A 19,536-nucleotide genomic window follows, 5' to 3' on the forward strand; every position below is an offset into this window, starting at 1 on the left:
GGGGGGGGGCGTTTCCCCCGGCCTACGGCCGGGATGGAGGTGGTGCTCCGCCCCGAAGGGGCAGGGCCCCGGCCTTCGGCGCGATCTCCCTCTCCCGCCCCGAAGGGGCGGGGTTTGCCCCGGCCTTCGGCCAGGGTGGGGTGGTGGTCCCCGCACCGAAGGCGCGGGCAGACGCCGGCGCTCACGTCGCAGGCAACGTGACCCCGGTCGTCGCGCGAACCCGCTCAGAGCGCACCCCACGAGGGAAAAGCGCCCCGGCCCTCGGCCGGAAGAACGGCGACGGTCACGTCACGGACGACCCACAACGTGAACGTCACGCGAACCCGCCCGGAGGGCGTCACGCACTCCCTCCTCCCGCGGGCCCAAAAATTTCGGCTCGGGCCGCAGGACCACGTCGAGGACCGCCTTCCCCGCCGCCCCGATCTCCCGGACTCCGCCGTAGTACCAGACGGAGTCCCGCCGCTCGGTCACCCCGACCCCGTAGGCGTCGATCCCCGCCGCCCCGCAGAGGGCCAGCGCCCTGCGGATGTGGAAGTCCTGACTGATCAGCACCGCCCGTTCCACGCCGAAGATCCGCCGCGCCCTGGCGCAGGAGTCCCATGTGTCGAAGCCGGCGAAATCGCTGACGATGCGATCCGCGGGCACCCCGCGCTCCGTGAGATACGCCCGCATCGCGTTCGGCTCGTCATAATCCTCGCGGCTGTTGTCGCCGGTCACCAGGACCACCCGGATCGTGCCCGCCCGGTACAGCTCGGCCGCGGCGTCCAGCCGGTGGGCGAGGTACGGCGACGGGCGGCCCTCCCACAGGCCCGCGCCGAAGACGATGCCGACCGGCGCCGGCGGCACGTCGGCCACGCCGCGCACCCGGTCCGACGCCGACGCGTGCAGCCACGCGGACGGCAGGAGCGCCAGCACGCAGCCCAGCATCAGCACCCGCACCGCGCGCCGCCTGCCACGCGTCGTCCTCGGCCAGCGCAACCGCGTCCCGAAGCGCGACCGCGACCACAACCGCGGCGACCCGAAAACGCGCAACCGCAACCCCACGTGTCCCTCCGTTTCGGGCGCGCGCCCGCCCCCGCCTCGTACGCCGACGCGTCAGCCCCTCGTACGGGAGGACGAACGACCGCGTCGAAACGTTCGCATCCTTCCGGTACGCGACTGTCGGTGGCGCCCGTTACGGTCCTCGTATGGCAGGGAACCACTGGGCTGACACGTCACCCCCGCACCGTCCGGCACAACCGCACCACGGCGACAGCACCCCGCCCCGCGGCATGAGCACCCCGCACCACGAAAAGAACAACACCCCGTACCGCGAGAGCGACAGCGCGCGCTGGGCGCCGGAGCCGGACAAGCGGCCCGGGCGGACCGCCTTCCAGCGCGACCGGGCCCGCGTGCTGCACTCCGCCGCGCTGCGCCGGCTCGCCGGCAAGACGCAGGTGGTCACCCCGGGCTCCGCGCCGGACGAGGAGGAGCCCGACGGCGGCTCGCCGGCGTGGGACGCCAGCCCCCGCACCCGGCTCACGCACTCCCTGGAGTGCGCCCAGGTCGGCCGCGAGCTGGGCGCCGCGCTCGGCTGCGACCCCGACCTCGTCGAGGCCGCGTGCCTCGCGCACGACCTCGGCCACCCACCCTTCGGCCACAACGGCGAAAAGGTGCTGGACGAGTTCGCCAAGGACTGCGGCGGCTTCGAGGGCAACGCCCAGTCGCTGCGCCTGCTCACCCGGCTCGAACCGAAACGGTTCGTCCCCGGCGCGAGCGGCGAGCCGGAGAGCGTGGGCCTCAACCTGACCCGGGCCGCGCTCGACGCCGCGACCAAGTACCCCTGGCCGCGCGGCGCGCACCCCACCGACCCCGGCTCCCCGAAGTTCGGGGTCTACGAGGACGACCTGCCGGTCTTCGCCTGGGTGAGGCAGGGCGCGCCCGGCCACCGCCGGTGCTTCGAGGCGCAGGTCATGGACTGGTCCGACGACGTGGCGTACTCCGTGCACGACCTGGAGGACGGGCTGCACGCCGGGCACCTCGACCCGAACCAGCTGCTCGCCGAGCCCGAGCGGCGCGAGGTGTTCGGCGTCGCCCTGCGCCGCTACGCCCCGCCCGGCACGGCGGAGGAGGAGCTGGCCGAGGCCCTCGACCGGCTGCTCGACCAGGAGTGGTGGCCGCACGGCTACGACGGATCGGCCATCGCCCAGGCCCGGTTGAAGGACGCCACCAGCCAGCTCATCGGCCGCTTCTGCCTGGCCGCGGAGAACGCCACCCGCGAGGCGTACGGCACCGGGCGGCTCACCCGGTACGCCGCCGAGCTCGTCGTGCCGCGCGCCGCCCGCCTGGAGTGCGCGGTCCTCAAGGCGGTCGCCGATCTCTACGTGATGCAGCGGCCGGCCCAGGAGCGGGTCCGCGCCGACCAGCGGATCGTGCTCACGGAGCTGGCGGAGCGGCTCAGCGCGGGCGCGCCGGACGGCTTCGACCCGCAGTTCCGGGCGCTGTACGCGGCGGCCGCGGACGACAGCGCGCGGCGCCGGGTCGTCGTCGACCAGATCGCGTCGCTCACGGACGCCTCCGCCCGCCGCCTGCACGCCCGCCTCACCGCCAAGCGCCGCTAGCCGCCGGCGGGCGGTCGCGGGTGGGTCCGGGCGGCCCGGGACGGCCCCGGGCGGGGCCCGGTGAGGGGCGCCTCGCCCCTCACCCCCTCTTCCCGCGGCAGACGCCGTGCGGGAGGCTCACTCCAGACGCGGACACGGGGGACCATGGAATGACGCTGACGTCAGGCTCCACTCCTGGCACTGAGGAGGCACCAAGTGGTCGACGCGGATCAGACGTTCGTCATCGTCGGAGGAGGGCTGGCCGGGGCGAAGGCCGCCGAGACCCTGCGCTCGGAGGGCTTCACCGGCCGGGTGATCCTCATCGGCGACGAACGCGACCACCCCTATGAGCGCCCGCCGCTGTCCAAGGGCTATCTGACCGGTGCGGACGAGCGCGACAGCGTCTTCGTGCACGACCCCGCCTGGTACGCGGGCGCCGACATCGAGCTCCACCTCGGCCTGCCGGCCGTCCAGCTCGACCGGGCCGCCAAGGTCGTCACCCTCGGCGACGGCACCCGCATCCAGTACGACAAGCTGCTGCTGGCCACCGGCGCCGAGCCGCGCCGCCTGGACGTCCCCGGCACGGACCTGGCCGGCGTGCACCACCTGCGGCGGCTCGCCCACGCGGAGCGGCTGCGCAATGTGCTCGCCTCCCTGGGCCGTGACAACGGCCACATCCTGATCGCCGGCGCAGGCTGGATCGGCCTGGAGGTGGCCGCCGCGGCCCGCGGCTACGGCGCGGAGGTCACCGTCGTCGAGGCCGAGCCGACCCCGCTGCACCCGGTGCTGGGCCCCGAGCTGGGCAGCCTCTTCACCGACCTGCACCGCGAGCACGGCGTCCGCTTCCACTTCGGCGCCCGGCTCACGGAGATCGTCGGCCAGGACGGCGTGGTGCTGGCCGCGCGCACCGACGACGGCGAGGAGCACCCCGCGCACGACGTGCTCGCCGCCATCGGCGCCGCCCCGCGCACCGCGCTCGCCGAGGCGGCGGGCCTGGCCGTGGCCGACCGGGCCGCCGGCGGCGGCATCGTCGTGGACGCGGGCCTGCGCACCAGCGACCCCGACATCTACGCCGCGGGCGACGCCGCCGCCACGCCGCTGCCGGGCGCCCTCCCCCTCCCCGGCAGGGCCGGGGCCGGCCCCGCCGGCACCCCGCGGCTGCTGCGCGTCGAGCACTGGGCGAACGCCCTGCACACCGGCCCGGCCGCCGCCCGCGCCATGCTCGGCCGGGACGTCTCCCACGACCGGCTGCCGTACTTCTTCTCCGACCAGTACGACGTCGGGCTGGAGTACACGGGATTCGCCCCGCCCGGCTCGTACGACCAGGTCGTCGTGCGCGGCGACGCCGGAAAGCGCCAGTTCATCGCCTTCTGGCTGAGCGGCGGCCGGCTGCTGGCCGGGATGAACGTCAACGTCTGGGACGTGACCGAGGCGATCGGGAACCTGATCCGCTCCGGTGCCGAGCTCGACCCCGCCCGCCTCGCCGACCCCGACGTGCCCCTGACCGACCTCCTTCCCTGACCGGGCCCATCCCCCCGGTTCCCGCCCGCCCGGTCCCCGCCCGCCGCGGGCGACAGCGCGGGCGGGGACGGAGGGAAACCCCCGTAGAATTCACGCGTGGCCGGAAGGATCAATGACGACGACGTGAAGGCGGTTCGGGACGCGATCCCGATCGACTCCGTCGTGTCCGAATACCTCCAGCTGCGCAACGCCGGCGGCGGCAACCTCAAGGGCCTGTGCCCCTTCCACGACGAGAAGAGCCCGTCGTTCCAGGTCAGCCCCAGCAAGGGGCTGTACTACTGCTTCGGCTGCCAGGAGGGCGGCGACACGCTCGACTTCGTGATGAAGGTCGACCACCTGTCCTTCTCCGAGGCCGTCGAGCGGCTCGCGTCCCAGGCCGGGATCACCCTGCGGTACGAGGAGGGCGGCTACACCCCCGGCCGCCAGCAGGGCGAGCGCATCCGACTGGTCGAGGCCCACCGCGCGGCGGCCCAGTTCTACACCGAGCAGCTCGACGGCGCCGAGGCCGAGATCGGCCGGAAGTTCCTCGCCGAGCGCGGCTTCGACCAGGCCGCCGCCGCCCACTTCGGCGTCGGCTACAGCCCGGCCGGCTGGGACCACCTCACCCGCTATCTGCGCGGCCGCGGCTTCAGCGACAAGGAGCTGATCCTCTCCGGGCTCGCCCAGGAGAGCCGCGGCGGGCGGCCCATCGACCGCTTCCGCGGCCGGCTGATGTGGCCGATCCGGGACATCACCGGCGAGGTCGTCGGCTTCGGCGCCCGCAAGCTGCGCGACGACGACAACGGCCCCAAGTACCTCAACACCCCCGAGACCGCGATCTACAAGAAGTCGCACGTCCTCTACGGCATCGACCTCGCCAAGAAGGAGATCGCCAAGACCAGCCGGGCCGTCGTCGTCGAGGGCTACACCGACGTCATGGCCTGCCACCTCGCGGGTGTCACCACCGCCATCGCCACCTGTGGCACCGCCTTCGGCGGCGACCACATCAAGATCCTGCGCCGGCTGCTGATGGACAACAGCGGCGCCGAGGTGATCTTCACCTTCGACGGCGACGCGGCCGGCCAGAAGGCCGCGCTGCGGGCCTTCGAGGACGACCAGAAGTTCGCCGCCGAGACCTCCATCGCCATCACCCCCGGCGGCATGGACCCCTGCGAGCTGCGGCTCGCCGAGGGCGACGCCGCCGTCGCGGCCCTGGTCGAGCAGCGCACCCCGCTGTTCGCCTTCGCCATCCGCCAGGTGGTCGCCCGGCACAACCTCGACACCGCCGAGGGGCGCGCCGCCGCGCTGGAGGCCGCCGCGCCCATCGTCGCGGGGATCAAGAACACGGCGATCCAGCACGAGTACGCCGTCCAGCTCGCCGGCATGCTCGGCATCCTCGACAGCCAGTTCGTGGTGCGGCGCGTGGGGCAGCTCGCCCGCTGGGCGCGCGACCGCGGCCAGCGCGGCGGCCCGGGCGGCCCCGCCCAGGAGCTCCGGGGCGGCGCCCGGCCCGGCCCGGGCGCGGACCGGCCGGCGCCGGCCGGCCCCCGCGGCCCCCGGCTGGACCTGCGCAGCCCCGCCCACCGCACCGAGCGCGAGCTGCTCAAGCTCGCCCTCCAGCACCCGCACCTGGTCTCCCCGGCCTTCGACGCCTACGGCGCCGACGAGTTCACCGCCGCGCCCTACGCCGCCGTGCGCGCCGCCGTCGAGGCGGCCGGGGGCGCGGCCGGCGCCGACGAGGACTATCTGCGCCGGGTCCGGGACGCCGCGCCCGACGACACGGTCCGCGCGCTCGTCACCGAGCTGGCCGTGGAGGCGATCCACAGCCGGACCGTCGACGAGACCTACGCCGGCACGCAGCTGGTGCATGTGCGGCTGCGGGCGGTGGAGCGCCGGGTGGCGGAGATACAGGGCAATCTGGTGCGGCTGGGCCCGCACGCGGACCCCGAGCACGTGGCCGCCGTCCAGAACGAGATCTGGGTGCTCCAGCAGTACGGGACGGCGCTCCGCGAACGCGGCGCGGCGGCGCTCTGACCCCGCGGCCCTGACCCCACGGTTCCGACCCCGCGGCGGTCGCGGCCCGCGCTCCCGGCGCGGGCGGGCCACCCCGGCCCGGGGCCCCGCGCGGCGGAACCGTTTCCCCGGTACGGGGGCCGCCCCCGTACCGGCCCCGTACCCCCTTCGCCGGGCCGGAACCGCCGCCCACCCCGCCCTTCCGGCCGGGAAAAAGTGCTCGCACGCCCCTCGTGGCGACCACACGTCGTACCCCACACTGGTTGCCGGTGCCTGAGTCCTCGGAACGCGGAGTTCCGCCTCACTCCCGCGGATCGTCCCGCTGACGTTGTACGGAACGGCTCACGTTGTACGGAACGGCCGGGGCGTGCCGCGCGGTCCGCCCCAGCGGCCCGCCGCGCCGTTCCGCTGCCGCACACCCCCCGACCGGCAGCGATCACCCTGGAGGTCGCCCCCGTGCAGACCCAGACCCTGACCCCGACGGCCGTCGCCGCGCCGGGACCGGCGGAACCGGCGGGACCGGCCCCCCGCGCCAAGGCCGGCGCGGCGACCGAGTCCGAGGTCACCGACCCCGCACCCGCCGAGGCCGAGCGGCCGGAGCCCGAGCCACCGGGGCCCGCGCAGCGGCCGGACACCTCCGGGCCCTCCTCCGACCTCTTCCGCCAGTACCTGCGCGAGATCGGCCGGATACCGCTGCTGACCGCCGCCGAGGAGGTCGAGCTGGCGCGCCGGGTCGAGGCCGGGCTGTTCGCCGAGGAGAAACTGGGCAGCACCCCCGACCTGGACTCGCAGCTCGCGGGGGACCTCGACACCCTGGTGGTGCTCGGCCGGATGGCCAAGCGCCGGCTCATCGAGGCCAATCTGCGCCTCGTCGTCTCCGTCGCCAAGCGCTACGTGGGCCGCGGGCTGACCATGCTCGACCTGGTCCAGGAGGGCAATCTGGGCCTGATCCGGGCCGTGGAGAAGTTCGACTACGCCCGCGGCTACAAGTTCTCCACGTACGCGACCTGGTGGATACGCCAGGCCATGTCCCGGGCGCTGGCCGACCAGGCCCGGACGATCCGCGTCCCGGTGCACGTGGTGGAGCTGATCAACCGCGTGGTGCGGGTGCAGCGCCGCATGCTCCAGGAGCGCGGCTACGAACCCACCGCGGAGGAGGTCGGCGCCCAGCTCGACCTGCCCCCCGAGCGGGTCGGCGAGGTGCTGCGGCTCGCCCAGGAGCCGGTGTCGCTGCACGCCCCCGTCGGCGAGGAGGACGACGTCGCGCTCGGCGACCTCATCGAGGACGGGGACGCCGCCTCGCCCGTCGAATCGGCCGCCTTCCTGCTGCTGCGCGAGCACCTGGAGGCCGTGCTCTCCACGCTCGGCGAGCGCGAGCGCAAGGTCGTCCAGCTCCGCTACGGGCTGGTGGACGGCCGGCCGCGCACCCTGGAGGAGATCGGCAGGATCTTCGGCGTGACCCGGGAGCGCATCCGCCAGATCGAGTCCAAGACCCTCGGCAAGCTGCGCGACCACGCCTTCGCCGACCAGCTCCGCGGCTACCTCGACTGACCGTCCGCCGCCGCGGCCGGTGCGCCGCACGGCCCATGAGCCGCGGGGCTCATGAGCCGCACGGCCCGTGAGCCGCTAGTCCACCTCCACCACGGCCTGGGCGAACTGCGCCCGGTACAGCCGCGCGTACGCGCCGTCCGCCGCCAACAGCTCGGCGTGGCCGCCCTGTTCCACGATCGCGCCCGACTCCATGACCAGGATCACATCGGCGTCCCGGATCGTGGAGAGCCGGTGGGCGATGACGAAGCTGGTCCGGCCGCGGCTCAGCCGTGCCATGGCCCGCTGGATGAGCACCTCGGTACGGGTGTCGACCGAGCTGGTCGCCTCGTCCAGAACCAGGATCACCGGGTCCGAGAGGAACGCCCGGGCAATGGTGATGAGCTGCTTCTCGCCCGCGCTGAGCCCGTCGCCCTCGTCGTCGACGACCGTGTCGTAGCCGTCCGGCAGGGTGCGGATGAACCGGTCGGCGTGGGCCAGCCGCGCGGCCTCCTCCACCCGCTCGCGGGTGGCCCCCTCGGCGCCGTACGCGATGTTCTCCGCGATCGTGCCGCCGAACAGCCACGTCTCCTGGAGCACCATGCCGATCCGCGACCGCACCTCGGGCCGGGGCACGGACGCGATGTCCACCCCGTCCAGGGTGATCCGGCCGCCGCTGACCTCGTAGAACCGCATCAGCAGATTGACCAGCGTGGTCTTGCCCGCGCCCGTCGGACCGACGATCGCCACCGTCTGCCCCGGCTCCACCGTCAGCGACAGCCCGTCGATCAGCGGCTTCTCCGGCTCGTAGCGGAAGGACACGTCCTCCAGCGTCACCCGGCCCCGCGTCGGCACCGGCAGCGCCGCGCCGCTCGGCTCGGGCCGCTGCTCCTCGGCGTCCAGCAGCTCGAAGACCCGCTCGGCGGAGGCCACGCCCGACTGCACCAGGTTGGCCATGCTCGCCACCTGCGTCAGCGGCTGGCTGAACATCCGGGAGTACTGGATGAACGCCTGCACATCACCGATCGACAGCGAGCCCGAGGCCACCCGCAGCCCGCCGATCACCGCCACCAGCACATAGTTGAGGTTGCCGATGAACGCCATCGCCGGCTGGATGATCCCGCTGATGAACTGGGCCCGGAAGCCGGCCCGGAACAGCGCCTCGTTCTGCTCCCGGAAGGCCTCGGCGGACTCCTCCTGCCGGCCGAACACCTTCACCAGCGAGTGCCCGGTGTACATCTCCTCGATGTGCGCGTTCAGCTTGCCCGTGGTGCGCCACTGCGCCACGAACTGCGGCTGCGCGCGCTTGCCGACGGCCGTCGCCACATAGACCGACACCGGCACCGTCAGCACCGCCACCAGCGCCAGCAGCGGCGAGATCCAGAACATCATCGCCAGCACACCGACGATCATGAGCAGCGAGTTCACGATCTGGCCCATGGTCTGGGTCAGCGTCTGGCCGACGTTGTCGATGTCGTTGGTGGCGCGGCTGAGCACCTCGCCCCGCGACTGGCGGTCGAAGTACGACAGCGGCAGCCGGGACAGCTTGGCCTCCACCTCCTCGCGCAGCCGGAACACGGTCCGGTTGATGGCCGCGGCCGACAGCCGGGCCTGGGCGACGCCGAGCGCACCGGCGACCGCGTACACCCCCAGCGCCCACAGCAGCACCTCGCCGGCGGCCCCGAAGTCCACGCCGGCGGCCGGCGGCAGCACCGCCCCCTCGACGATCACATCGGTGGCCTCGCCCAGCAGCTTCGGGCCGACCACCGAGAGCGCCACGGACACCAGGCCGGCCGCCAGCACCCCGTACAGCCGGGCGCGCTCCGGGCGCAGCCGGGCCAGCAGCCGCCGGCCGGAGCCCTTGAAGTCCATCGAGCGCTCGGTGGGCTGGCCGCCCATGAACCGGGCCGGGCCGGCGGCCGGCGCCGGGCCCCGGGCCGTGGTCCTGTCGGTCTTCACGCCGCCTCCCGCTCGGTGAGCTGGGAGAGCACGATCTCCCGATAGGTCTCGCTGTCCGCCATCAGCTCCTGATGGGTGCCGGTGCCGACCACCCGGCCCTCGTCGAGGACCACGATCCGGTCGGCGTCGCGAATGGTCGCCACCCGCTGGGCCACGATCACCACCGTCGCGTCGGCGGTGTCCCGGGCCAGCGCCGCCCGCAGCGCCGCGTCCGTGGCGTAGTCCAGGGCGGAGAAGGAGTCGTCGAAGAGGTAGATCCCCGGCCGGCGCACCAGCGCCCGCGCGATCGCCAGCCGCTGCCGCTGACCGCCCGAGACATTGGTGCCGCCCTGGGCGATCGGCGCCTCCAGGCCGCCCTCCATCCGCTCCACGAACTCCCTGGCCTGGGCGGTCTCCAGGGCCTGCCACAGCTCCTCGTCCGTGGCGTCCGGCCGCCCGTAGCGCAGATTGGACGCCACCGTGCCGGAGAACAGATACGGCTTCTGCGGCACCAGCCCGACCGTGCGCGCCATCAGCGCCGGGTCCAGCTCCCGCACGTCCACCCCGCCGACCAGCACCTGGCCCGCCGTGGCGTCGAACAGCCGGGGCACCAGCCCCAGCAGGGTGCTCTTGCCGCTGCCGGTCGACCCGATCACGGCCGTGGTCTCGCCCGGCCGCGCCAGCAGATCGATCCCGTGCAGCACCTTCGCCTCGGCGCCGGGGTAGCGGAACTCCGCGCCCCGCAGCTCCAGCGTGGCGCCGCGGCGCAGCTCGCGCACCGGGGCCACCGGCGGCACCACGCTCGACTCGGTGCGCAGCACCTCGTCGATCCGCTCGGCGCACACCTCCGCGCGCGGCACCATCATGAACATGAAGGTGGCCATCATCACGGACATCAGAATCTGCATCAGATAGCTGAGGAAGGCGGTGAGCGCGCCCACCTGCATGCCGCCGCTGTCGATGCGGTGGGCGCCGAACCACAGCACGGCCACCGCGGCGAAGTTGATCACCGTCATCACCGCGGGGAACATCAGCGCCATCAGCCGGCCGGTGCGCAGCCCGACGTCCGTCAGATCGGTGTTGGCCCGGTCGAAGCGCTCGCGCTCGTGGTCGTCGCGAACGAACGCCCGGATGACGCGGATGCCGGTGATCTGCTCGCGCAGCACCCGGTTCACGGTGTCCAGCCGGTCCTGCATGTCCCGGAAGAGCGGGCCCATCCGGCGCAGGATCAGGCCGATCACGACGGCCAGCGCCGGCACGACCGCCAGCAGCAGCCCGGACAGCGGCACGTCCTGCGCGAGGGCCATCAGAATGCCGCCGACGCACATGATCGGCGCCGACACCATCAGGATGAACGTCATCAGCGCCAGCATCTGCACCTGCTGGACGTCATTGGTGGTCCGGGTGATCAGCGACGGGGCGCCGAACTGGCCCATCTCCCGGGCGGAGAAGCTCTGCACCCGGTCGAACACCGCGGCCCGGATGTCCCGGCCGATCTCCATGGCGGTGCGGGAGCCGTAGTACACGGCGCCGATCGTGCAGCCCATCTGCAGCAGCGTCACGGCGGTCATCAGGGCGCCGTACTCGAGGATCGCGGTGGTGTCGCCCTTCACCACACCCTCGTCGATGATGTCCGCGTTGAGGGTCGGCAGGTAGAGGGCGGCAAGGGTCTGGACGAGTTGGAGCAGCACCAGCAGGGCGAGGGGCCGTCGGTACGGCCGTATATGGGAGCGCAGCAGTTTTATCAGCACACGAGGTCTCTCGGGATCGTCACGGTCGGCGTTACGACCCCCACTCTCGATCCTTGACCCAGGTTGAGGTCAACTCCATTTGACTCCGACGTCAGTCGAACCCGAGGCTTGACGGCCCGTCAGGCCCGGACCGCCGGATCGTTTCAGCTCTGGGCGAAGGCCCCGGGGTGCGTCTGCTCGCGCACCGCCACGTACTGCTGCCGCACCGCCTGGCCCACCGCCAGCTCGTCACCCGGGTCGAACGCCTGGTACGGGGCGGTCTGCCAGTGCGGCGGCTGGTGCGGGGAGAGGGTGCCGTGCTGCACCCCCAGCGCCCACGCCGCCTGCCGGGCCGCGCCCACCGCCGCGTAGTCCGCCGGCTGCACCACGACCACCTGCGCGCCGAAGAGGCCGGGCGCCGCGGCCTGGACCGCCGGCAGGGACGCCGCCGCGCCCAGCAGGAACACCCGGTGCACGGCCACGCCGCGGCCGCGCAGCACGTCCAGCGCGTCCGCCAGGCCGCACAGCATCCCCTCGAAGGCCGCCCGCGCCAGATGCTCCGGCTTCATGCTCTCCCGGCGCAGGCCGGTGAGCGTGCCCGCGGTGTGCGGCAGCTGCGGCGTGCGCTCGCCCTCCAGATACGGCAGCAGGACGAGGCCGTGCGAGCCCGGCGTCGACTTCAGGGCCAGCGCGGACAGCCCCTCCAGATCCGTCCCCAGCAGCTCGGCGGTGCCCCGCAGCACGCGTACGGCGTTCAGCGTGTGCACCACCGGCAGGTGCATGCCGGTCGCGTCCGCGAAGGACGTGATCGTCCCGGTCGGGTCCACGAGGGCCTCGTGGTGCACGGCGAAGGCCGAGCCCGAGGCGCCCAGCGACACCACGGCGTCCCCGATGCCCAGGCCCAGGCCGAGCGCCGCGGCCATGGTCTCGCCGGTCCCGGCGGAGATCAGCAGGCCCTCCGGGGTGTGCCCGGCCGGCTCCGCCGGGCCGATCACCTCCGGCAGGGACACCTGATGGCCCAGCGCCAGCTCGATCAGGTCGGGGCGGTAGGCGCCGGTGGCCGCCGACCAGTAGCCGGTGCCGGAGGCGTCGCCCCGGTCGGTGGTCCGCCGCACGGGTCGGCCGAGCAACTGCCACACCAGCCAGTCGTGCGGCTGGAGCACCTCGGCGATCCGCCGCACGTTCTCCGGCTCCGTACGCGCCAGCCAGCGCAGCTTGGTCACCGGCTGGGCCGCCTGGGGCACGGCGCCGACGGCCTCCGCCCACGCGGGGCGGCCGCCCAGCGCGTCGGTCAGATCCGCGGCGGCGGCCTGGCCCCGCTTGTCGTTCCCCAGCAGGGCGGGCCTGATCAGCACGCCGCCGGCGTCCAGGGCGATCACCCCGTGCTGCTGCGCGGAGACGCCGATGGCCTGGACGCCCTCCAGCAGGCCGCCGGTGGCCGCGTCCCCCAGGGACATCAGCCACGCCTGGGGGTCGAGCTCGGTCTGCTTGGCGCCGGTGCTGTCCACGGCGCCAGGGTGGGCGGCGTAGCCCTGCCTCAGCACGGCTCCCGTGTCCGTGTCACAGACCACGATGCGTGTGTACGTGGACGAGCTGTCCAGTCCGGCGACTATCCCCATGGGCCCGATGATGCCCTACCGCTCACGCGGGGTGCTTTCCGGGCGGGCCTGCGCGATGTCTCCGTCGCGTGTGACGTGCCCCCCGGGCTTGTCCCAGCCCCGAAGGGGCTGACATCTCCGCCCCGCCCTCCGGCCGGTCCTGTTCCCCCACCCCTCCGGGGCGGGGTCTTTGCCCCGGCCTACGGCGCAACCCCTCTCTCCCGCCCCGAAGGGGCGGGGTCTTTGCCCCGGCCGGAGGCCGGAAAGACAGGGACGGTCACCTCACGGACGACGTGAACATGGACGTCGCGCAAACCGAGCCCGGAGGGCGAAACTCACGTCGCGGACGACGTCGACGCCACGTCGACATCCTCATCGTCCGCCGGAGGCAAAACGTCGCGGGCGAGCAGCGTCGCCCCCGCCACCGCCCCCGGCATCGTGAAGACCGCCACCAGCGGAATCAGGAACAACAAAACCAGGGGCACGCCGAAACCGAGCGTGAGCCACAGCCGGCCCCGCAGCAGCCGCAGCCGCGACCGGAGGTCGATCCCGCGCCGCTGGAGCGCCACCGCGGTGAGCTCCGCGGCCAGGAAGTACCCCGAGACGCAGAAGCCGATGACGGGAACGATCGTCTGCCCGATGAGCGGAATGAAGCCCAGCAGGAACAGCAGCACGCCGATCGCCGCGACCTTGACGAGAATCCGCACGCTGTCCCGCGCGGAGACCACCAGTTCGCGCCAGAGCGGCAGCTCCGGCGCGGCCGGCGCGCCACCCTCGCTGTCGTCCACCTTCTCGGCCAGCGACTCGTAGAACGGCTGGCCGATGAGGAGCGTGACCGCGGCGAAGGAGACCACGGCGAGGAAGAGGCCGCAGGCGAAGAGCAGCGCCGTGAGGAAGCCGCGGAAGAGGCCCTGCCAGGGGGAGGACCAGTCGTCGGCGAAGGGCGTGGCCCAGCCGGTGAGGTCGCCCGCCCACAGGCCGAGGGCGAGCAGCGCCCCGGCGTAGAGGACCAGGGTGATCAGGGCGGGTATCAGGCCGAAGCCCCACCAGCGGGTGTTGCGGGCCGCCCAGCGCTGGCCCTTCATGACGTAGCCGAATCCGGCCGCGAGATCGCGCATGCGGGTCAGCGTAGCCGCTGGCCAGGAGGGCCCCGGCGCCGTCGCGCGGCGGCGCGGGGACCGGGGTGCGGGGGCCGACCGGGCCGGACCCGGGGGAGCCCGGACAAAGCCGGGCTCGCCCGAGGCGGGGCCTCAGCCGAGCGAGACCAGCATCTTCCCCGTGTTCTCGCCACGGAGCATGCCGAGGAACGCGTCGACCGTGTTCTCGATCCCGGAGACCGTGGTCTCGCGGTACTTCAGCTCGCCGGAGCGGACCCACGCGGAGACCTCCTCGACGAACTGCTGCTGCAGGTCGTAGTGGTCCCCCACGAGCAGGCCCTCGATGCGCAGCCGCTTGGCGATGATCTGGGCGAGGTTGCGCGGCGCGGGCGTCGGCTCCGTGGCGTTGTACTGCGAGATCATTCCGCAGACGGCGATGCGGCCGTGGACGTTCATCGCGCCGATGGCGGCTTCGAGGTGGTCGCCGCCGACGTTGTCGAAGTAGACGTCGATGCCGTCCGGGGCGGCGGCCTGGAGCTGCTCCGCGACGGGGCCGTTCTTGTAGTTGAAGGCGGCGTCGAAGCCGTACTCCTCCGTCAGCACCCGGACCTTCTCGTCCGAGCCGGCGCTGCCGATGACCCGCGCGGCGCCCTTGAGCTTGGCGATCTGGCCGACCTGGCTGCCGACCGCGCCGGCCGCGCCGGAGACGAAGACGGTGTCGCCCTCCTTGAAGTCGGCCACCCGCAGCAGTCCGGCGTAGGCGGTCAGTCCGGGCATGCCGAGCACGCCGAGGTAGGTGCTCAGCGGCGCCGCCTCGGGGTCGACCTTCACCGCGCCCTTGGCGTTGACCGCGGCGTACTCCCGCCAGCCGAAGTGGTGGAGGACGTGGTCGCCCTCCGCGAAGCCCTCGGCGGCGGACGCCACGACGCGGCCGACCGCGCCGCCCAGCATCGGCTTGCCCAGCTCGTACGGCTCGACATAGGACTTGGCCGCGCTCATCCGGCCCCGCATATAGGGGTCGACGGAGAGGAAGACGTTGCGCACCACGATCTGGCCGGGGCCGGGCTGCGGCACCGCGGCCTCGCGGAGGGCGAAGTCCTTGGGCTCGGGCCAGCCCTGCGGGCGGGCGACGAGGTGCCATTCCCGGCTGGTGGTCGGGGTCTCGGTCATGGAGCGGGCCTCCTTCCGCCACAGCATCACTTCACTGAGGCAATGTTTCAGTAACTGAAACAACCATGCTCCTGGATATTTCATGTTGTCAAGTAACCGGGTAACCTGAAGGGCATGACACCTCGCAGCGATCCCCTCACCGTCGAGGTCGTCGAGCTCATCGGCACCGTCGTGGCGCGTTATTACGAGGAGTACGAGGAGGCGGCGGCCAGGCACTCCCTGACCGGCGCCCAGGCGCGGGTGCTGGGGTTGCTGGCGCGGGAGCCCCTGCCCATGCGGCGGATAGCCCAGACGCTCAAGTGCGAGCCCTCGAACATCACGGGGATCGTGGACCGGCTGGAGACGCGCGGCCTGGTGGAGCGCCGCCCCGACCCCGCGGACCGCCGGGTGAAGCTCGCCGCGCCGACCGAGGCCGGGCAGCGCACCGCCGCCCTGCTGCGGGACTCGCTGGACTTCGCCCGGGAGCCGCTGGGCCGGCTGACGGCCGCCGAGCGGACGCTGCTGCGGGAGCTGCTGCGCCGGATGCTCGGCATGGAGGCGTACGGAGTGGACCTCCAGGCCCCGGAGGAGCTGACCGCCGCGGGTGACACGCCCGAGGGCGAGCGGCTCAGGTGACGCACTCCGCCCCGGCTCTCCCGGGCGGGGCGGTCCCCTCGCTAGGCTCTTGATCATGACTGCTGACACCGCCGCCGGCCGGGAGACCACGGGGCAGGGCCCCGCCCGGCACACCGTCGACTTCTACTTCGACCCCATCTGCCCCTTCGCCTGGATCGCCTCCCGCTGGATTCTGGAGGTGGAGCGCCACCGCGAGCTGGACCTCCGGTTCCGGGTGATGAGCCTGTCCGTCCTCAACGAGGGCAAGGAGGACCTGCCGGAGCGGTACCGCCAGCTGCTGGACAAGGGCTGGGGCCCGGTCAGGGTCTGCGTGGCCGCCGCCGAGGCGCACGGCCCGGAGGTGCTGCGCGATCTCTACACCGCGCTGGGCACCCGCATCCACAACGGCGGGAACGACGACTACGCCGCCGCGATCGAGGGCGCGCTGGCGGAGGTCGGGCTGCCGGCCGAGCTGGCCGGGGCCGCGCACACGGACGCGCACGACGAGGCGCTGCGCCGCAGCCACCACGAGGGCATGGACCCGGTCGGCCAGGAGGTCGGCACCCCCACCCTCCATGTGGACGGGGTCGCCTTCTTCGGTCCGGTGCTCACCGCGATCCCCCGGGGCGAGGAGGCCCTGCGGGTCTTCGACGGCGTGCGGCTGCTGGCGGGGTACGACAAGTTCTTCGAGCTCAAGCGGAGCCGCACGGGCGACCTGAACTTCGACTGAGCACGCGCCGCGTCGACCCGCACGGGCGGTCGGTGACGCTCGCCGCACCGACCTCCGGCCGGCCCGCGCACCGGGCCGGCCGCCCGCTCAGCCCCGCGCCGCGGACAGCTCTCCCCGCAGCCGCCGCGCCCTGAGCACCAGCTCCAGCTCGAAGCGCCGGTCCGGGTCGTCCATCTCCGCGCCCCACAGCTCGCGGATCTGCCGCAGCCGGTAGCGGACGGTCTGCGGGTGGACCCCAAGCCGGGCGGCGACCTCCGGCGCGCCGCCCCGGGTCTCCAGCCACGCCAGCAGCGTTTCGGCCAGCCGCCGGGCGTGGGCGGGCCCGCAGCCGGCGAGCGGCCCGAGCCGGCGCCGGGCGAGGTCCTCGATCAGCTCCTCGGGCGGCAGCAGCACCAGCGCCTCGGTGTGCTCGGTGCAGTGCAGCAGCTGCCCGGCGGGCAGCAGCCCGCGCTCCATCAGCCGCACCGCCGCCTCGGCCCAGCGCAGCGACTTGGCCGCCTCGGCCAGCGCCACGGGCGGCCCGATCGCGCCCGACCAGCCGGCCAGCGCCCGCCGCAGCAGCTCCGCCCGCCCGGCTGCGTCCGGCTCCGGCACGACCATCCGGGGCTGCTCGCCGTCCATGTCGAGCAGCACATCGGCGCCCACGGCGGGGGCCACCGCCTCCGGGGCGGGGCGCAGCAGCACCGCCACCGCCACCTTCCCGGGCAGCTGCCAGCCGATCCGGCCGGCCCGCTCGGCGAGCGCCGCGGTGGGGTCGCCCCGGGGCCGGTCGCCGAGGATGAGCTCCATCAGCCGGCGCTGCAGGCGCAGCCGCTCGCCGGTCTGCCGGGCGACGGCCTCGGCGTAGCCGCGCACGGACTGGGCGACGAGCCCGTCGAGGTAGTCGAAGCCGGACTCGACGAGCTCGTACATCGCCGGGGGCGGGATGGCGACCTGCTGGCCGATCTCGGCGAGCCGGCGCCAGGCGAGTTTCACGCCGAGCCGGTAGACGGCCTGCAGCGAGTCGAGGCTGCGGCCCTGGATCACCTCGCCGCGGCCGAACTCCTGGAAGACCTCGGGGGGCACCTCCCGCCCCGCGTCGTCGGGGGCGGTGAGCCGGCCGACGAAGTGCTCCAGGGCGCGGCGGATGCCGACGAGGGCCATGGGTTCGCCGGAGGGGTCGAGGACGAGCGGCAGGCCCGGGTACTCGTGGCGGATCTCGCGCAGGATGTCCTGGGCGAGCTCGGGCACCTCGTCCATCGCCAGCGCGGCGAACCGCCGCACCCGCGCCGGGGGCACGTCCCGCCAGGCCGAGCGGCCGGCCAATCGCCGCACCTCCTGTCGCTCCACGGTGTTCGTCACGGCGTTCGGTCGCGTTCGCGGTCACGGTCGCGATCTCGTACGCCCTGACGCTCGTCCTCCGCGCTCGCCGACGGCGGCCCGGAGGACCCGGACGCGCCCGGCGCCCCGGACGGCCCCGGCGAGGGAGCCGCGTCATCGGGATCGGGAAAGGTCACCAGGGGCACATTGGGCCGCTCCGGCGCGGCCTCCAGCGCGGCGACGATGCCGAGGGCCGCCCCTGTCGCGAGCGCCGCGGCGACCGCACAGGTGATGGCGGCGGCGAGCAGTCTGTGCATGGTGCGGCGAGCCTCTCTGTCGACGAGGTGATCACCCGACACGCGCCGGTCCGGTCTCCCGGCCGGCGGGACCGCCCCGCGGCCCGCGCGCCGGAGCGCGCCCCTCGGGCGTGTCCGCCCGGCCCTCCGGCAAGGGCCCAGTCTGGGCAGGATATTGACACTCCGTCAAGTGCGGCCTACGTTCCCGGCCCGTACGGCCCCGCGTCCCGCGCCCCCAGGAGTGCCCGTATGCGCAGCTCGTCGCCGCCCGACCACCACCTCGATCCGCCGGTCGCCGGCGCACGGGATTCCGGTGGCCCCGCCCAGCCCCCGGGGGCCGTCCCGCGCACCCGGCGCCGGCGGCCCCGGCTGCCCCGCCCGGCCCGCGCGTGGCCCGGCCTCGCCCTCCTCGGCGCCGGGGTGTTCCTGCTGGTCCTGGCCCCGCTGCTGGCCTGGTACGTGGCGCCGCGGGCCCAGCGCACCCCTATCGACGTGGACGTCACCACCGTCTTCACCGGCACCGGCAGCTACTTCGACACGGAGAAGCTCGCCACCGTCGACGGCCAGCCGCTCACGATCACCCGGCGGGTGCTGGGGGACGTCGACGACAGCGTGCGCAGCGGGCGTGCCATCTGGGACGTGTCGACCGCCATCGACACGCCCAAGACCCTGCCGCTGAAGGACCCGCGCAAATCGCTCCAGTGGACCACCGAGCGCTGGGTGACCGATCGCCGGACCAATCTGCCGGTGCACTGCTGCGACGAGTCGCCGGCGTTCGCGGGCGAGGCGTATCTGAAGTTCCCGTTCGGCGTGGAGAAGCGGACCTACCAGTGGTGGGACAACACCCTCGGCGGAACCGTGCCGATGCGCTTCACGGACACCACCCGGGTGGCCGGCCGCGAGGGCTACCGCTTCACCGGTTCCGTGGCGCCGACCCGGACCGGCTCCCGGCAGGTGCCCGGGCGCCTGGTGAGCCGGCCGGGCCAGCCGCAGGTGCTCGCCGAGGAGTGGTACGCCAACGAGGGGATCGAGCTGGTGGTGGACCGGCGCACCGGGCGCATCCTGCACGCGGTGATCTCGCCGCTGAAGACGCTGCGGGCGCCGGGCGCCGACCGGGACGCGGTGACGCTGCTCAAGGGCGACCGGCTGGGGTTCGACACGGAGACGCGGCGGCGCCAGGCGGAGCTGGCCGCGGACGACAACTCCCGGCTGGAACTGGTCGGTGAGCGGCTGCCGGTGGTGGCGGCGGCGGTGGGCGGAGCCCTCGCGGTGGTGGGCGTGGTGCTGCTGGTGCCGCGGAAATTGTCACGCCGGTGAGTAGCCGCTCTCCACACGGGGGCGAAAACTGACCACGCCAAGCGTTACGGCCGCGTGCCCGAGCCCCGGGGCGCCCGGCCGCGCCCCCCTACGCTCCGCACCCCGAAACGAGTTGGAGCTCCCATGCCCCAGCACGTGCCCCCGTCCC

General features: G+C 73.9%; 15 protein-coding genes. 7 read left to right on the forward strand and 8 right to left on the reverse strand.

Annotated features, from left to right (window positions below):
- Nucleotides 1-288: 288 nt before the first annotated feature.
- Nucleotides 289-927, reverse strand: coding sequence for a SanA/YdcF family protein (locus ACSNOD_RS14765; RefSeq protein ID WP_436767374.1), 639 nt, complete (start codon nucleotides 925-927; stop codon nucleotides 289-291).
- A gap of 344 nt (nucleotides 928-1,271) precedes the next feature.
- On the opposite strand from ACSNOD_RS14765, the gene ACSNOD_RS14770 reads away from it, so the two are divergent.
- The 4 genes from ACSNOD_RS14770 to ACSNOD_RS14785 all read left to right on the forward strand — a co-directional run bounded on the left by ACSNOD_RS14770 (nucleotide 1,272) and on the right by ACSNOD_RS14785 (nucleotide 7,643).
- Complete coding sequence (locus ACSNOD_RS14770; protein WP_436767362.1) at nucleotides 1,272-2,600, forward strand: deoxyguanosinetriphosphate triphosphohydrolase; 1,329 nt, start codon at nucleotides 1,272-1,274, stop codon at nucleotides 2,598-2,600.
- Between the two features lie 195 nt (nucleotides 2,601-2,795).
- On the forward strand, nucleotides 2,796-4,100 hold the full coding sequence (locus ACSNOD_RS14775; protein ID WP_436767363.1) for an NAD(P)/FAD-dependent oxidoreductase: 1,305 nt from the start codon (nucleotides 2,796-2,798) through the stop codon (nucleotides 4,098-4,100).
- Nucleotides 4,101-4,196: 96 nt separating this feature from the next.
- The gene (gene dnaG, locus ACSNOD_RS14780) at nucleotides 4,197-6,113 is read left to right on the forward strand and encodes a DNA primase (protein WP_436767364.1); all 1,917 of its coding nucleotides are present in this window, start codon (nucleotides 4,197-4,199) and stop codon (nucleotides 6,111-6,113) included.
- Between the two features lie 387 nt (nucleotides 6,114-6,500).
- Nucleotides 6,501-7,643, forward strand: a complete 1,143-nt coding sequence (locus tag ACSNOD_RS14785; protein ID WP_436767375.1) for an RNA polymerase sigma factor — start codon at nucleotides 6,501-6,503, stop codon at nucleotides 7,641-7,643.
- 75 nt (nucleotides 7,644-7,718) lie between these two features.
- Here ACSNOD_RS14785 and ACSNOD_RS14790 read toward each other — a convergent pair whose 3' ends face one another.
- The 5 genes from ACSNOD_RS14790 to ACSNOD_RS14810 all read right to left on the reverse strand — a co-directional run bounded on the left by ACSNOD_RS14790 (nucleotide 7,719) and on the right by ACSNOD_RS14810 (nucleotide 15,152).
- On the reverse strand, nucleotides 7,719-9,518 hold the full coding sequence (locus tag ACSNOD_RS14790) for an ABC transporter ATP-binding protein (RefSeq protein ID WP_436767376.1): 1,800 nt from the start codon (nucleotides 9,516-9,518) through the stop codon (nucleotides 7,719-7,721).
- A 56-nt stretch (nucleotides 9,519-9,574) separates the two neighbouring features.
- A complete protein-coding gene (locus ACSNOD_RS14795) occupies nucleotides 9,575-11,308 on the reverse strand; it encodes an ABC transporter ATP-binding protein (protein ID WP_436767365.1) in 1,734 nt (577 codons plus the stop codon).
- Between the two features lie 143 nt (nucleotides 11,309-11,451).
- Entirely contained in the window at nucleotides 11,452-12,906 is a 1,455-nt protein-coding gene (locus ACSNOD_RS14800; protein ID WP_436767366.1) for an FGGY family carbohydrate kinase, read from the reverse strand.
- 314 nt (nucleotides 12,907-13,220) lie between these two features.
- Entirely contained in the window at nucleotides 13,221-14,003 is a 783-nt protein-coding gene (locus ACSNOD_RS14805) for an EI24 domain-containing protein (protein WP_436767367.1), read from the reverse strand.
- Nucleotides 14,004-14,135: 132 nt separating this feature from the next.
- Nucleotides 14,136-15,152: an NADP-dependent oxidoreductase gene (locus ACSNOD_RS14810; RefSeq protein WP_436767368.1), complete on the reverse strand. Its 1,017-nt coding sequence runs from the start codon at nucleotides 15,150-15,152 to the stop codon at nucleotides 14,136-14,138.
- Nucleotides 15,153-15,266: 114 nt separating this feature from the next.
- Here ACSNOD_RS14810 and ACSNOD_RS14815 point away from each other — a divergent pair, with 114 nt between their 5' ends.
- Together ACSNOD_RS14815 and ACSNOD_RS14820 are read left to right on the forward strand one after the other, a co-directional pair.
- Nucleotides 15,267-15,767 (forward strand): MarR family winged helix-turn-helix transcriptional regulator, encoded by a 501-nt coding sequence (locus ACSNOD_RS14815; protein ID WP_436767369.1) that lies wholly within the window; start codon nucleotides 15,267-15,269, stop codon nucleotides 15,765-15,767.
- A 55-nt stretch (nucleotides 15,768-15,822) separates the two neighbouring features.
- Entirely contained in the window at nucleotides 15,823-16,476 is a 654-nt protein-coding gene (locus ACSNOD_RS14820) for a mycothiol-dependent nitroreductase Rv2466c family protein (protein ID WP_436767370.1), read from the forward strand.
- An 87-nt stretch (nucleotides 16,477-16,563) separates the two neighbouring features.
- On the opposite strand, the gene ACSNOD_RS14825 is transcribed toward ACSNOD_RS14820, so the two are convergent.
- Both ACSNOD_RS14825 and ACSNOD_RS14830 read right to left on the reverse strand, forming a co-directional pair.
- Nucleotides 16,564-17,817 carry a PucR family transcriptional regulator gene (locus ACSNOD_RS14825; RefSeq protein ID WP_436767371.1) on the reverse strand — a complete coding sequence of 418 codons (1,254 nt, stop codon included), beginning with the start codon at nucleotides 17,815-17,817 and terminating at the stop codon, nucleotides 16,564-16,566.
- Nucleotides 17,814-18,092 carry a hypothetical protein gene (locus ACSNOD_RS14830; protein ID WP_436767372.1) on the reverse strand — a complete coding sequence of 93 codons (279 nt, stop codon included), beginning with the start codon at nucleotides 18,090-18,092 and terminating at the stop codon, nucleotides 17,814-17,816. Before ACSNOD_RS14830 ends, ACSNOD_RS14825 begins: the two co-directional genes overlap by 4 nt.
- Before the next feature lie 228 nt (nucleotides 18,093-18,320).
- Between ACSNOD_RS14830 and ACSNOD_RS14835 the strand changes: the two genes are divergently transcribed.
- Nucleotides 18,321-19,388, forward strand: coding sequence for a DUF3068 domain-containing protein (locus ACSNOD_RS14835; protein WP_436767373.1), 1,068 nt, complete (start codon nucleotides 18,321-18,323; stop codon nucleotides 19,386-19,388).
- Nucleotides 19,389-19,536 lie beyond the last annotated feature (148 nt).

This window comes from Streptomyces sp. URMC 123, from assembly GCF_051386515.1.
Classification (GTDB): domain Bacteria; phylum Actinomycetota; class Actinomycetes; order Streptomycetales; family Streptomycetaceae; genus Streptomyces.